8 protein-coding genes are annotated in these 13,969 nt (G+C 67.4%); 4 read left to right on the top strand and 4 right to left on the bottom strand.

What is annotated here, in order from left to right; translation table 11 throughout:
* Window position 1 precedes the first annotated feature (1 nt).
* Window positions 2-751: a GntR family transcriptional regulator gene (locus tag AC3A6I_RS14890; RefSeq protein ID WP_487544511.1), complete on the bottom strand. Its 750-nt coding sequence runs from the start codon at window positions 749-751 to the stop codon at window positions 2-4.
* A gap of 213 nt (window positions 752-964) precedes the next feature.
* On the opposite strand from AC3A6I_RS14890, the gene AC3A6I_RS14885 reads away from it, so the two are divergent.
* Window positions 965-1,597 (top strand): GNAT family N-acetyltransferase, encoded by a 633-nt coding sequence (locus AC3A6I_RS14885; RefSeq protein WP_487544509.1) that lies wholly within the window; start codon window positions 965-967, stop codon window positions 1,595-1,597.
* Between the two features lie 91 nt (window positions 1,598-1,688).
* Here the strand turns inward: AC3A6I_RS14885 and AC3A6I_RS14880 are convergent, their stop codons facing one another.
* The 3 genes from AC3A6I_RS14880 to AC3A6I_RS14870 form a co-directional block, all read right to left on the bottom strand.
* Window positions 1,689-2,708, bottom strand: coding sequence for an ABC transporter permease (locus tag AC3A6I_RS14880; protein ID WP_487544508.1), 1,020 nt, complete (start codon window positions 2,706-2,708; stop codon window positions 1,689-1,691).
* A 207-nt stretch (window positions 2,709-2,915) separates the two neighbouring features.
* The gene (locus tag AC3A6I_RS14875) at window positions 2,916-3,956 is read right to left on the bottom strand and encodes a sugar ABC transporter substrate-binding protein (RefSeq protein ID WP_487544507.1); all 1,041 of its coding nucleotides are present in this window, start codon (window positions 3,954-3,956) and stop codon (window positions 2,916-2,918) included.
* Window positions 3,957-3,993: 37 nt separating this feature from the next.
* Window positions 3,994-4,764 carry an ATP-binding cassette domain-containing protein gene (locus AC3A6I_RS14870; RefSeq protein ID WP_487544506.1) on the bottom strand — a complete coding sequence of 257 codons (771 nt, stop codon included), beginning with the start codon at window positions 4,762-4,764 and terminating at the stop codon, window positions 3,994-3,996.
* 201 nt (window positions 4,765-4,965) lie between these two features.
* On the opposite strand from AC3A6I_RS14870, the gene AC3A6I_RS14865 reads away from it, so the two are divergent.
* From AC3A6I_RS14865 to pbpC, 3 genes are all read left to right on the top strand, one after another.
* On the top strand, window positions 4,966-5,835 hold the full coding sequence (locus AC3A6I_RS14865) for an NAD(P)-dependent oxidoreductase (protein ID WP_487544505.1): 870 nt from the start codon (window positions 4,966-4,968) through the stop codon (window positions 5,833-5,835).
* 260 nt (window positions 5,836-6,095) lie between these two features.
* Entirely contained in the window at window positions 6,096-11,579 is a 5,484-nt protein-coding gene (locus AC3A6I_RS14860) for an alpha-2-macroglobulin family protein (RefSeq protein WP_487544503.1), read from the top strand.
* Window positions 11,580-11,769: 190 nt separating this feature from the next.
* On the top strand, window positions 11,770-13,824 hold the full coding sequence (gene pbpC / locus AC3A6I_RS14855; RefSeq protein WP_487544502.1) for a penicillin-binding protein 1C: 2,055 nt from the start codon (window positions 11,770-11,772) through the stop codon (window positions 13,822-13,824).
* The last annotated feature ends 145 nt before the right edge of the window (window positions 13,825-13,969 follow it).

Genomic DNA, 13,969 nt, shown 5'->3' with positions numbered 1-13,969 from the left:
CTCAGCCCCTCAGCTCGCCGACATACTTGTAGCGGTCGCCGCGATACCAGCTGACCGCATCCTCGACCACGGTACCGCTGGCGCCGTAGCCGAGCTGGGTGATTTCGAGCACGGCAGCGCCGGGGGCGATGGCGAGCAGTTGGGCGATCTCGGGATCGGCGCCGGTTGCCTGCAGGCTCTGCAGCACCCGGCGGGGGCGGAAGCCGCGGGCATCCATGCGCTCGTAGAGCGAGCTCATGCCGTCATAATCCGAACCGACGGCGTCCACCGGTACGATAGAACGCTCGTACGCAATGGGTTCGCCGCCGGCAAGGCGCAGGCGGACCAGCGTCAGCACCGGCGTGCCGAGCGGCAGACCGGTCCGAAACGCCGCGTCCGAATCCACCGGCGCGATAGAGCATTCGAGCACCCGCGAACTGGGCAGGAGCCCGCGCAGCTGCATGTCCTCGGTGAAGCCCGAGAGGCGCGACAGCGCCTTGTGGATGCGTCCGACGACGACCGTGCCGGCGCCGGGACGGGTGGCGACGAGACCCTGCAGTGCCAGGTCCTTCAGCCCCTGGCGCAGGGTGGAGCGCGAGATATCGAGCCGCTCGGCCATTTCCCGCTCGGAGGGCAGCGACTCGCCGGCAGCGATCACGCCGGCATCGAGGGTATCGACCAGCGCGTTGCGCAGCCGCTCGCCCAGCGGGCCGTGCTGCCGATCCATCCGCTCCTTTACCGCCGCGTAGAAGTCCACGGTCCCTCCAGCCATTTGGCTACCGTTATGCAACTGGTATGCTTTTGGCTTGGTGATGGCAAGGCAAAAGCACGCGAGTCGAAGGGCAGGTGATGGAGACAGGCCGAACCAAAATCATACCGGACATGCGGATGAGTTGCGGATGGCCGCAGCCGAGGCGAATCTATAGGTTGCGGCAGCAGCAATCAGCCGCCGGTGGAGCGGCCGCGTGACGGCAGGGGGCGAGCTATGGACGTTGAGTTGGGGGATGGCTACCGGCTGCGGCGGGCCACGGCGGAGGACCGGCCGGCGCTCGAGATGGTGTGCCTCAAGACCGGCGATTCCGGTGCGGATGCGAGTGCGCGGGAAGATGATCCGCGCCTGCTCGGGCTCATCTATGCGGTGCCTTACCAGATGTTCGCGCCCGATTATGCCTTCGTCATCGAGGGGCCGAACGGGGTCGCGGGCTATGTGCTGGGGGCGCCCGACAGCGCGGCCTACTACGATTGGGCGGGGCGCGAGTGGTTCCCCACGATCGCGGCCACGGTAGCCGATCCGGGACCGGACGAGGCGAGTTGGACGGGCAGCGACTGGGCGCGGCGCCTGATCCACCACCCGAGCTTCACCTATCCCGCGGCGCTGCATCCCTATCCTGCGCATGGCCATATCGACCTGTTGCCGGAAGTGCAGGGCAAGGGGTTCGGGCGCAAGGCGCTGGAGCATGTCATGGCGGCGCTGAAGCACGACGGCGCCACGGGCATGCACCTGGGCGTGAGCCCGCGCAATCGCGGGGCACTGGCGTTTTACGAAAAGCTCGGTTTCATGCGGTTGACGGGGCCGGATGCACCGCGGAACGCGGTGTATATGGTAATGCGGTTTTAGACGGGGGTCCCTATTTTTCCCACCCGCCGGGGCACCCGGCGCAGGCCGGGGCGATCGTGTGTTTGGCACGATCAGCCCGGCATTGGCACGGTCACGCGAGTTTCTGGCGTATCCGCAGCTTGAACGTATCGAGCAACACTGCGGCGAGCACCAGCAGGCCGTGGATCACCTGGGTATATTGCGCCTGCAGGCCCATCAGGTTGATGGCGGTGTTGATGGCCGAAAGCAGCAGCACGCCGGCGTAGACGCCGGGCAGGGCGCCGACGCCGCCCTTCAGGCTGATGCCGCCGATCACCACCGCGGCGAAGGCGTTGAATAGCATGCCGATGCCCAGGTTCGCCGTGGCGCCGGAGGTGCGGATGGCGAGCAGCCAGCCGGCGAGCGCGGCGATGGCGCCGGCGAGGACGAAGGCGGTGATCAGCAGGCGATCGACCTTGATGCCGGCGCGGAAGGCGGCCTGCTCGTTGCCGCCGATGATCTTCAGGTGCCGGCCGAACGGGGTCATGGCCATGATGAAGCTGAACACCACGAAGCAGCCGATGGCGAGCCAGGCGGTGAGCGGGATGGCGAAGTTGAAGTCCGGCAGGGTGATGCCGAGGCGCTGGATGCCGAACCAGCGGATGGCCGGGGCCAGATCCTGCGCCGAGCGGCCGCCGGAAATGGCGAGGACGAGGCCGCGCACCCAGATATAGCTGGCGAGCGTGACGATGAAGGCGTTCATCTTCAGCTTGACGATGAGCAGGCCGTTGAACAGGCCGATGGCGGCGCCGACGGCGAGCGCGATGAGCAGCGACACGGGCACTGCGAGCCAGTCGGGCTGCAGCTGCAGGCCGATGCCGATGCCGGCGGAGCAGAACAGGATGCCGACCGCCATGGCACTGAGCGCGGCAACGGATTCGACCGAGAGGTCCATGTGGCCGGAGATGATCACCAGCGCCAGCCCGATGGCCATGACGCCGAGCACCGAGGAGGCCTCGATGATGTTGGCGAAGATGCCGGGCTGGAAATAGTTCGGGATGAAGATCGAGAAGATCGCCAGCACGGCGAGCAGGATGAACCAGACGAGGTTATCGAGCAGGAACTCGAGGGTTTTTCGGGTGCTGGGGGTCATAGGGGCCCTGTTTGGCGACACGCGCCGGTGGTGGCGATCCTCCCCTGCGCAGCGGGGGAGGGGGACCAGCGAAGCTGGTGGAGGGGGCGGCCAAGTGCGCTGGTGCCCCCTCCGGCATTCTGGTGTTTGTCGCCGCCCCCTCCACCGCCTACGGCGGTCCCCCTCCCCCGTGAACGGGGGAGGATCACGGAGAGGCCGGCGCCCTCATTACTCCACCGACTTGATGGTGTCGGTCGGGGGCTTGAGGTTGCCCCAGAACTTGGGGTCGTCGACATTGTCCTTGGTGATCGCGGCACCCGGGAGCCGGATGTTGGGACCCCAGGCTTCGGTGGTCACGGTGCCCGTGAGGCCGATCACGTCGTATTCGCCGGGTGCGATTTCGGCCTTGGCGACGATCTTGTCCATGAACATGGCGACGGCGGCGGCCTGGGCGTAGAGCGGCTGCTCGACTTCGACCTGCAGCCAGCCCTTGCGGATGAGATCGAGGCCGACGGGGGCGCCGTTCGAGCTCATCACGTAGATGTCGCCCGGCTGCTTGCCGGCGGACTCGAGCGAGGCGACGGCGGCAACCGAGAGGTGTGCGGCGTGGTTGAAGATCAGGTCGATATCAGGGTTGGCGAGCAGCTGGTCGGCGACGATGGTGCCGGCATTGCTGGCTTCCCACTGCATGGCGGGCTGGGAGATGATGGTGACCTCGGGGAAGGCGGCCATCTTTTCTTCGAAGCCCTTCTGGATGTCGAGGGTGTAGGGGTCGCCGGGGTCGCCGAGGACCTGCAGAACCTTGCCCTTTACCGACCCGTTCTTCTCGGTCAGCAGGCGCTGCACTTCGGTGGCGGCGACGTAGCCGATCTCGACGGTGCCGGCGACCGAGGTGAAGGCCGACGGGGTCGAGGTGATCTGGCGGTCGAACTCGACCACCGGGATGCCGGCGGCCATGGCGGCCTCGATCGAAGGCTTCAGTGCGTTGAAATCGACGGCGGCAAGGATGATCGCAGCCGGCTTCAGGGCGATGACGTCGTTCATCTGCGACTGCTGCACGTCGGTCTTGTTGTCGGCGTTCAGCGTCTGCATGTCGTAGCCGACCTGCTCGAGGAACATCTCGAGGGCCGACACCGAACCGGTCTGGAACTCGTCGAGCAGGGTGGGCACGAGGTAGTAAACCGTGCCCTTGGACTGGGCGATAGCCGGTGTCAGCATGGCGAAGGCCAGTGCCAGGACGCCGAAGACGGATAGCAGTATTCGCTTCATTTCGTTCGCTCCTGTGTGCCGGATTTCCCTTGTCCCCTCAGCCTGCCGCTCCGGCAGCGGCAAGGGTTTCCCCGGTGATCATGCGGACCACCGCGTCGGGGCTTGTTCTTTGTCGCTCCACATCGCCGGCCACGACGCCCTGGCGGATCACGACGATCCGGTCGGCAACCTGGAAGGCCTGCTGCATGATGTGGGTGATGATGACGACGCCGATGCCCTGCGCGGCGACGGCGCGGATCATGTCGAGGCCGCGGCGGGTCTGTTCGACGCCGAGGGCGGCGAAGGGTTCGTCGAGCAGCACGAGCTTGCCGCCCCAGTGCACGAACCGGTTGAGCTCGATGGCCTGGCGCTGGCCGCCCGACAGGTGCTCGACCTTGGTGCGGAGCGACGGGATCTTGGTGCCGGCGCTGGCGAGCGCCTTGGCGACGACCTGCTCCATGGCCTTCTCGTCGAGCACGGGGACGCCCATGACACGGCGGGTCAGCTCGCGGCCCATGAAGAAATTGGCGACGACATCGACGTTGGTGGCGAGCGAGAGGTCCTGGTAGACGGTCTCGATGCCCGCAGCCTTGGCTTCGGCGGGGGATTTCGCCTGCCACTCGCGGCCATCGAAGACCATCTTGCCGGAGGTGGCCTCGAGCCCGCCGGAGATGATCTTGACCAGCGTCGACTTGCCGGCGCCATTGTCGCCGAGCAGCGCCACGACCTCGCCCTTGCCGATGGTGAAGGTGATGCCCTTGAGCGCTTCGATGGCGCCGTAATTCTTGCGGATGTCGCGCAGCTCGAGCAGCGGGGCGAAGGCGGTCATGCGGCTAGTCCCTCAGGCCCGCGAACGGGATAGCAGCAGAGTTGTCCGAAGCGGGGCGGCAGCACAAGGGGGGACTGCAAGAGCTGCAGTAGCTGCAGTGCAAAGCGGCCAATCCTAACACGTGACCTAACGTAGGGCTCGCCCTAGAAGGGGCGCGCAGCTAACGCTGCGACGGAAAATTTCAGCTTCGAGGGTAGCAGGATGGTGAAGGCGGCGTTTCTGGGTCTGGGCGTCATGGGGTATCCGATGGCGCGGCATCTCGCGCAGAAGGGGCACGAGGTCACGGTCTATAACCGCACCACCGCCAAGGCCGAGAAATGGGTGTCCGAGTTCGGCGGCAAGCTGGGCAAGACCCCGGCGGAAGCCGCCGCGAACCAGGACGTCGTGTTCGCCTGCGTCGGCAACGACAACGATTTGCGTTCGGTGACGCTGGGGCCGGATGGCGCCTTCTCAGCGATCGGCAAAGGCGGGCTGTTCGTCGACCACACGACGGCGTCGGCCAATGTGGCGCGCGAGCTCTATGCGGCGGCACAAGCCGGCGGGTTCGAGTTCCTCGATGCGCCGGTGTCGGGCGGGCAGGCGGGCGCCGAGAACGGCCAGTTGACGGTGATGATCGGCGGCGACCAGGCGGCGTTCGAGCGGGCGCAGCCGACGATCATGAGCTTTGCCAAGGCGGCGCGGCTACTTGGGCCGGCCGGTGCCGGCCAGCTCGCCAAGATGATGAACCAGATCGCCATTGCCGGGCTGGTGCAGGGCCTCGCCGAGGCGATCCATTTTGGCAAGAAGGCCGGCATGGATATCGAGGCGGTGGTCGACGTGATCTCCAAGGGTGCGGCGCAGAGCTGGCAGATGGAGAACCGCTACAAGGCGATGGATGCCGGCAAGTTCGAGTTCGGCTTCGCGGTCGAGTGGATGCGCAAGGATCTCGGCATCGCACTCGAGGAGGCGCGTGCCAATGGCGCCAAGCTCCCGGTGACGGCGCTGGTCGATCAATTCTATGCCGAAGTGTCGGCCATGGGCGGCAAGCGCTGGGATACGTCGAGCCTGATGGCGCGGTTGCAGCGCGACTGAGTTCTTCGAACTCCGCACCACCACTGAGTGTCACCCCAGCGAAAGCTGGGGTCCAACTCACAGCCCGCGCTGGTGGAGAGATGGATCCCAGCTTTCGCTGGGATGACAGCCGGTGGCTGGGGCGATGTCGGTGTACGGCAGACCCAAGGAACGAGCTTCGGCCCGCGTCTCGGAACAGAGGCGCGGGCTTCATTCATTTGTCGTTCAGCCCGGTTGTACTTTAGGGTGCAGCACTAGAAAATCTGTTGAGGGACAGGGTCATGAAGCGGCTTATTGCGTCTGCCGTCGGTCTGGTTATGGGCGCCTTCCTCTCCCTCGGACCCGTCCTCGCCCAGGAGCGCAGCATCACGCTGCTGCCGGGCACGGACCTGCCGGGTTTCGACTATTCGGTGCTCAAGGACGTGGAGCCGGAAGTCTGCGAGGCGGCCTGTTCGGACGATCGTATTTGCCGGGCCTTCACCTATAACGAGAAGGCCAACTGGTGCTTCCTCAAGTCCGATGTCGGCACCGCGGCGCCGTTCGACGGCGCCACTTCGGGCCGGGTGGATTTCACTCCCTCGATCGACGAGATCAACGCGCAGCGGCTGGGCGAGCTGCCCTTCCCGGCGCAGGACCTCTTGGATTCGGCGCGCTACTTCGCCATCAGCCTGCCGCAGACCGATCCGGCGCCGCCGGACGTGACCTATCCGGACCTGGTCGCCGCCGGCGACGAGGCTTCGGGCCAGTCCAATCCGGCTGCGGCCATGGTGTCGTACCGGCAGGCGCTGGGGATCAACAAGAACGATCCGGCGGTGTGGCTGAAGCTTGCGGCCGAGACCGAGGCACGCGCCGATATCGAGGCGCAGGCCGGCAACGGCACCTACGACCTCGCGGTCAATGGCTCATATGCGGCGATGAATGCCTGGATGCTGTCGGAAACCCGGCAGGAGAAGGCAGCGGCGCTGGCGGCGCTCGGCAAGTCGCTGGAACGGCGCGAGATGTGGCGGGAGTCGATTGCGAGCTACCGCGAGAGCGTGAAGCTGGTCGATGACACGACGCTGCAGGCGCGGCTCGACCAGGTGGTGGCCGAGCATGGCTTCCGCATCACCTCGCACCAGGTCGACGCTGAGGCGGCTGAGCCGCGCATCTGTGCGGTGTTCTCGGAGCCGTTGCCGTCGGGCGAGACCGACCTCAGCGCCTATGTCGTGGTGCGCGATGCGCCGACCGTCGCGGTGGAAGCCGAGCAGAGCCAGATCTGTGTGACCGGCGTCGAGCATGGCCGGCGCTATGCCATCACCTTCCGTTCGGGGCTGCCTTCGGCGGCCGGCGAGGAGCTGCGGCAGGACGTCGACCTCGACCTGTTCGTGCCGGATCGCGCGCCCTTCGTGGGCTTTGCCAACAATGCCTATGTGATGCCGGCTGGCCTCGGCGGCGGGCTGCCGATCACCTCGATCAATGTCGAGAGCGCCGACATCGTGATCTACCGGATCGGCGATCGCGGGATCGCGCAGGCGGTGCGGAACGGGGTGTTCCAGCGCACGCTCGACGGCTATTCGGCCGAGGACGTGGCCAACACCTATGGCGAGAAGACCTGGGAGGGTCATGTCGACCTGGCGCAGGGCGCGCCGAACGCGATGAGCGTCACCGCCATTCCGGTGACCCAGGCGATCGGGGAGCTGCAGCCGGGCGCCTATGTGATCACCGCCAAGGTGACCGACTCCAAGGCCGAGTACTGGCAGGAGATGGCGACGCAGTGGTTCATCGTCACCGACCTCGGCCTCACTACCGTGGACGGCAATGACGGTGTGCATGCGTTCGTGCGCTCGCTGACCACGGCGCAGCCGGTGGCGGGCGCCAATGTGCGGCTCGTTGCGGTGAACAACGAAATCCTCGGCGAAGCGACGACCGATGCGGATGGCCGCGCGGTGTTCGCGCCGGGCCTTGCGCGTGGCGAAGGTGGCCGCGCGCCGCAGGTGGTGACGGCCGAGACCGATGGTGGCGACTATGCCTTCCTCGATGTCTCGAAGTCGGCGTTCGACCTGACCGATCGCGGGGTGACGGGCCGGCAGTCGCCGGGGCCGCTCGACCTGTTTGCGACGACCGAGCGCGGCGTCTATCGTCCGGGGGAGACGGTGTTCCTCAGCGCCATCCTGCGCGACGTGAAGGCCAAGGCCGTCACCGACCTGCCGCTGACCGTGGAAGTGCAGCGGCCGGATGGCGTGATCGATGAGACGGCGGTCATCAACGATGGCGGCGCCGGCGGCTATTTCGATGCCTACGAGCTGGCGCCCGAAGCAATGCGCGGCTCGTGGCAGGCGCGGTTCTATGCCGATCCGGAAGGGGCGGCGCTGACTTCAGTCAACTTCCTCGTCGAGGATTTCGAGCCCGAGCGGCTGGCCTTCGAGATCAACGCGGCGGATGAGCCGATCGCCTTCGGCACCGCGACCAATGTCGATGTGGCGGCCAAGTACCTCTATGGCGCGACGGCGCCGGATCTCGTGGTCGAGGCCGATGCAGTGATCAAGCCCGTGAACGCGCTGCCGGATTTCCCGGGCTACACGTTCGGGCGGCTGGACGATGCGTTCCAGACCTATCGGGAATCGCTCGGTAGCGTCGGGACGACCGATGCCGACGGCAATGCCGTGGCCGAGATCACGCTCGAAGAGCAGCAGGCGACCACCAAGCCGCTCGAGGCCCAGCTGATCCTGCGGCTGGTGGATTCCAACGGCCGTGCCGTGGAGCGCAGCCTGACGCGGCCGGTGCTGGCGACCAGCGATCGGATCGGCGTTCGTCCGCGCTTCGAGTCGGCCGAGGGGCTGGGCGAGGGCAGCGAGGCGGCGTTCGATGTGATCGCGGTTTCGCCGGAAGGCGAGACGATCGACAAGGCCGGGCTCGCGTGGATGCTGTCGCGCATCGAGACGAACTACCAGTGGTATCGCGATAACGGCACATGGAAGTGGGAAGCCGTGACGACCACCCGCGAAGTGGCGAACGGCACGGTGGATGCAACTGCATCGGGGCCGGCCGCTATCGGCGCCAACGTCGACTGGGGTCTTTACCGGCTGGAAGTGTCCAGCACGGGCGAGGGCGCGAGTTCGACGAGCTACGAGTTCTATGCCGGCTACTACTATCCGGAAGCGGGTTCGGACACGCCGGACACGCTGTCGGTGGCCCTCGACAAGGCGGCCTATCGCACCGGCGAAACGGCGCAGCTGAAACTCGATCCGCAGTTTGCCGGCACGGCGCTGGTGATGGTGGTCGATGACCGCATCATCTCGATGCAAGCCGTCGATGTGCCGGAAGGCGGCACGACCGTGCCGCTGACGGTGACCGACGACTGGGGGCCGGGCGCCTATGTGACGGCGATCCTCTACCGGCCGGCCGATGCCGCCGAAAAGCGGATGCCGGCGCGGGCGCTGGGACTTGCCTATGCCGACGTGGAGCCGGGCGACCTGAAGCTGAACGTTGCCATCGACGCGCCGGCGCAGACGCTGCCGCGGCAGGCCTTCAGCGCCACGGTGAAGCTCGACAACGTGCAGCCGGGCGACAAGGCCTATGTCGTCGTCGCGGCGGTCGATCTCGGTATTCTCAACCTGACCAACTTCCAGGTCCCCGATCCGGACGGCTATTTCTTCGGCCAGCGCCAGCTCGGGGTGGAGTTCCGCGACCTTTACGGCCAGCTGATCGACCCGACCCAGGGGACGGCCGGTGCACTGCGTGTCGGCGGTGACGAGGGGGGCGGCCGGTTCGGCACGCCGCCGGCGATCACCGAACTCGTGGCGCTGCATTCGGGCATCGTCGAGGTCGGTGCCGATGGCACCGCCACGGTGAGCTTCGACGTGCCGGACTTCAACGGCACGGTGCGGCTGATGGCCATGGCCTGGTCGCTCGGCGCGGTCGGGCATGCCTCGGCCGACGTGATCGTCCGCGATCCGGTGGTGGTGAACCTGAGCCCGCCGCGGTTCCTGCGGCTCGACGATACGTCGCGCCTGCTGGTCGAGGTGAACAATCTCGATGGCGTGCCGGGCAGCTACACGGTGGCGCTCGACACTGGCACCGGGCTTTCGACTGATGCGACGGAGACGACCGTCGAGCTCGAGGCGGGTGGGCGCACATCGCTCAACCTCAGCCTCACCGGCGAGACGATCGGCGACCATGAGCTGACGGTGACGGTGACCGATCCGAACGGCAATGCGCAGATCAAGAAGCTGACGCTGGGCGTGCGTGCGGCTTCGGCTCCGGTGACGACGAGCCAGCTGATCCCGCTTGCCCCGGGCGAGACGGTGACGCTGGACAACAACCTCTTCACCGACATGGTGCCGCACACCGGCTCGACGACGCTGGCGATCGGTCCGATCGCGCGGCTCGATGTGCCGGGGATCCTGCTGTCTCTCGACCGCTACCCGTATGGGTGCGCCGAGCAGATCACCAGCCGGGCGCTGCCGCTGCTCTACCTCAACGAGGTGGCGCAGATGATCGGCATGGGCAATGACGACGCGATCGACCAGCGCATCAAGGACGCGATCCAGAACCTCTTGACCAAGCAGACTTCGGGTGGCGGCTTCGGGCTCTGGGGTCCGTATTCGACCACCGACCTGTGGCTCGACAGCTATGTCACCGAGTTCCTGCTCCGCGCCAAGGCGGAAGGGTTCGAGGTGCCGGAGCTGGCACTGACCCGCGCGCTCGACAGCCTGAGCGCCCAGGTGGCCTATGCGTCGGACTTCAGCAATGGCGGCGAGGACGTGGCGTTCGCACTCTACGATCTGGCCCGCGCCGGCCGGGCCGCCATCGGCGACCTGCGCTACTATCTCGAGGCTCGCCTCGACGCGTTCGGTTCGCCGCTCGCCAAGGCCCAGCTCGGCGCCGCACTTGCCCTCTATGGCGACCGGACCCGTGCTGCCACCGCCTTCCAGGCGGCGGTTGCCGACCTGGCGCGGCGTGAGGACCGGAGCGTCTATCGCTACGACTATGGCAGCCAGCTGCGTGATACGGCCGGAGTGCTGGCGCTCGCGGCCGAGTTCTCGCCCACGGGCGTCGATATCGGCGAGTTGGCGGGCAAGCTCACCGGGCTGCGCGATGCGGCCAGGTGGACTTCGACGCAGGAGGACGCGTGGACGCTGGTCGCCGCTGCGGCGCTGGGCCGCGAGGCCACCGGCGGCGAGGTGACGATCGATGGCGAGCCACTAACGGGCTCGGTCTATCGCCGGTTCGAGCAGGAGCACTTTGACGGGTTGACCGTCGAGGTGACCAATAACGGCAACCAGCCGACCGAGATGAAGGTGACGACCACCGCCATCCCGGCCATCCCGCCGGCGGCCAGCTCGAACGGCTTCACCATCAGCCGCGACGTGTACCTGCCGAATGGTGAGCCGGCCGACCTGTCGACCATCGCGCAGAACGACCGGTTCGTGGTGGTGCTGACGGCACAGCCGACGATGCTGGGCTCGGGCCAGTATGTGATCGCCGATCCGATCCCGGCCGGGTTCGAGATCGAGAATCCGGACCTGCTGCAGGGCTCGGGCGTGGCCGATCTCAGCTGGCTGACGGTGGATACGCCGAGCCATGTGGAGGCGCGCACCGACCAGTTCGTCGCGGCGTTCCGCTTCACCTCGGATACTTCGAGCGTGACGACCGCCTACATGGTCCGCGCCGTCTCGCCGGGCAGCTTCGTGATGCCCGGCGCGACGGTGGAGGACATGTATCGGCCCGAGCTGCGCGGCAATACCGACGCCGGGCAGATCGAGGTCACGCCGTCCGGGCCATGAGCGCGCGGAGTGAAATGACGTGACGGAAGTGGCCGCCAACCCCTCACCCCAACCCTCTCCCCGACGGGGAGAGGGGGCGATGTGGCACGGATGGTGGTCTCGCGTCCCCTCTCCCCGTCGGGGAGAGGGCCAGGGTGAGGGGAAGAGCCGGGGACCTGCGCCGGGGCTGTTCACCGCGGCGGCGGTGCTGGTGACGTTCGTCGGGCTAATGGCGGCTCAGTATGGCCTCGCCGTGCTGCGCGACATCCGGGCCGGGCTGCCGGTCGTGCCGGCGGTGGCGACCCTGCCGGTGTCGCCGGTGGTGGTGGATCGGGCCGGGCTGCTGCTCCGGCCGTTCACCGCCGACGGCGGGCGCTGGCGGTTGCCGGTCGAGATCGGCGAGGTCGACAAGCAATTCATCGACATGCTGCTGGCCTACGAGGACGCGGATTTTCCGACGCACCATGGCATCGACTGGGTGTCGATGCTGCGGGCGGCCGGGCAGTATGTCGGGGCAGGCGGGCGTATCGTCTCCGGTGGCTCGACGCTGACCATGCAGGTGGCGCGGCTGCTGGAGAAGGAGCCGACCCGCAACCTTGCGGGCAAGATCAGGCAAATGGTGCATGCCGACCTGCTGGAGCAGCGGCTGAGCAAGGACGAGATCCTGACGCTCTACCTGACGCTGGCGCCCTATGGCGGCAATATCGAGGGCGTGCGGGCGGCGAGCCTTGCCTATTTCGGCAAGGAGCCGGGGCGACTGACCACGGCCGAGGCGGCGCTGCTGGTGGCGCTGCCGCAATCGCCCGAGGCGCGGCGGCCGGACCGCGATCCGGTGGTGGCGCTCGAGGCGCGCAACCGGGTGCTTGACCGGATGGTGACGCAGGGCGTGATCAGCGCCGAGGAAGCCGCCGGCGCCAAGATGGAGAAGATTTCGTCGCTGCGGCGCGAGTTCCCCAAGCTCGCGGCGCACCTCTCGGAAGCGGCGGTGACGGCGCGGCCGAACGCGCGCGAGATCCAGCTGACGGTCGACCGCAAGCTGCAGGCGGCGCTGGAGAAGCTCGCCGGCGACCGGGCCGGGCAGCTGGGCGAGAAGCTATCGGTGGCGATCGTGGTGGCTGACCAGCAGACCGGCGACATCCTCGCTTCGGTGGGTTCGGCCGGCTTGTTCAACGCCGAGAGCGACGGTTATCTCGACATGACGACGGCGGTGCGCTCGCCGGGCTCGACGCTGAAGCCGCTGATCTATGGGCTGGCGTTCGAGCTCGGGCTGGCGCATCCGGAAAGCCTGATCGAGGATCGGCCGACGGCGTTCGGCGGCTATGTGCCGGTCAACTTCGACGGGTTCACGCGCGGCACCGTGACGGTGCGGCAGGCGCTGACCGAATCGCTCAACATCCCCGCCATCGTGGTGCTGGATGCCGTGGGTCCGGCGCGGCTGGTGGCGCGGATGCGGCGGGCGCATGCACACCCGCTGCTGCCGGTGGACACGGCGCCGAGCCTTGCCGTGGGGCTAGGCGGTGTCGGCATCACGCTGCGTGACCTCGTTTCGATCTATGCTGCGATCGCGCGGGGCGGCACGCCGGTGACGCTGCGCGACGGGGCGCGGCAGGTGGCCGAGGAGATGGCGACGCCGGCGCCGGTGCTCGATCCGGTGGCGGCCTGGTATGTCGGCAATGTGCTGGCCGACGTACCGCCGCCGCGCAACGGCTCGCCGGGGCGCATCGCCTACAAGACCGGCACCTCGTACGGCTATCGCGATGCCTGGGCCATCGGCTTCGATGGCGAGACGGTGGTCGGCGTGTGGGTCGGGCGTCCGGACAATGCGCCGGTGCCGGGGATTACCGGCATTTCTGCGGCGGCGCCGATCCTGTTCGAGAGCTTTGACCGGCTGGAGTCGACCACGGTGCCGCTGAAGAAGGCGCCGCCGGGGACGATCTTTGCCGCCAATGCCGACCTGCCGGCGCCGCTGAAGCGGTTCCGGCACCCGGACGAGCAGAAGGTGGTTCGCGATGCGGCGCCCGAGATCGCCTATCCCGGCGATGGCGTCGATGTGGATCTGGGGATCAAGGCGGGCGATGCATCGCCGCTGATCGTCAAGGTGCGCAACGGCGTGCCGCCCTTCACCTTCTTTGCCAACGGGGCGCCATTCGGGCGCACGGCGTTCGCCCGGCAGGAGACGCTGGTGCCGGATGGGCCGGGGTTCGTGACGCTGTCGGTGGTGGATGCCGAGGGACGCTCGGACAGCGTGAAGGTGTTTTTGGACTGAGGTGGTGACGTGGAGGTCGGAGCGTGGGCTCCACCCCCTCCGACCTGCGCTAGTTCGCTACGCTCACAAGCTTCGGTTGCCTCCCCCATCAAGGGGGAGGTGGGCCGGTGCGTGTCGCCACAAATCATATCGAATGCGACTGCTG

It is taken from the genome of Devosia sp. Soil_C_22 (assembly GCF_057657195.1).
This window is presented reverse-complemented; position numbering and strand designations above follow the sequence as displayed.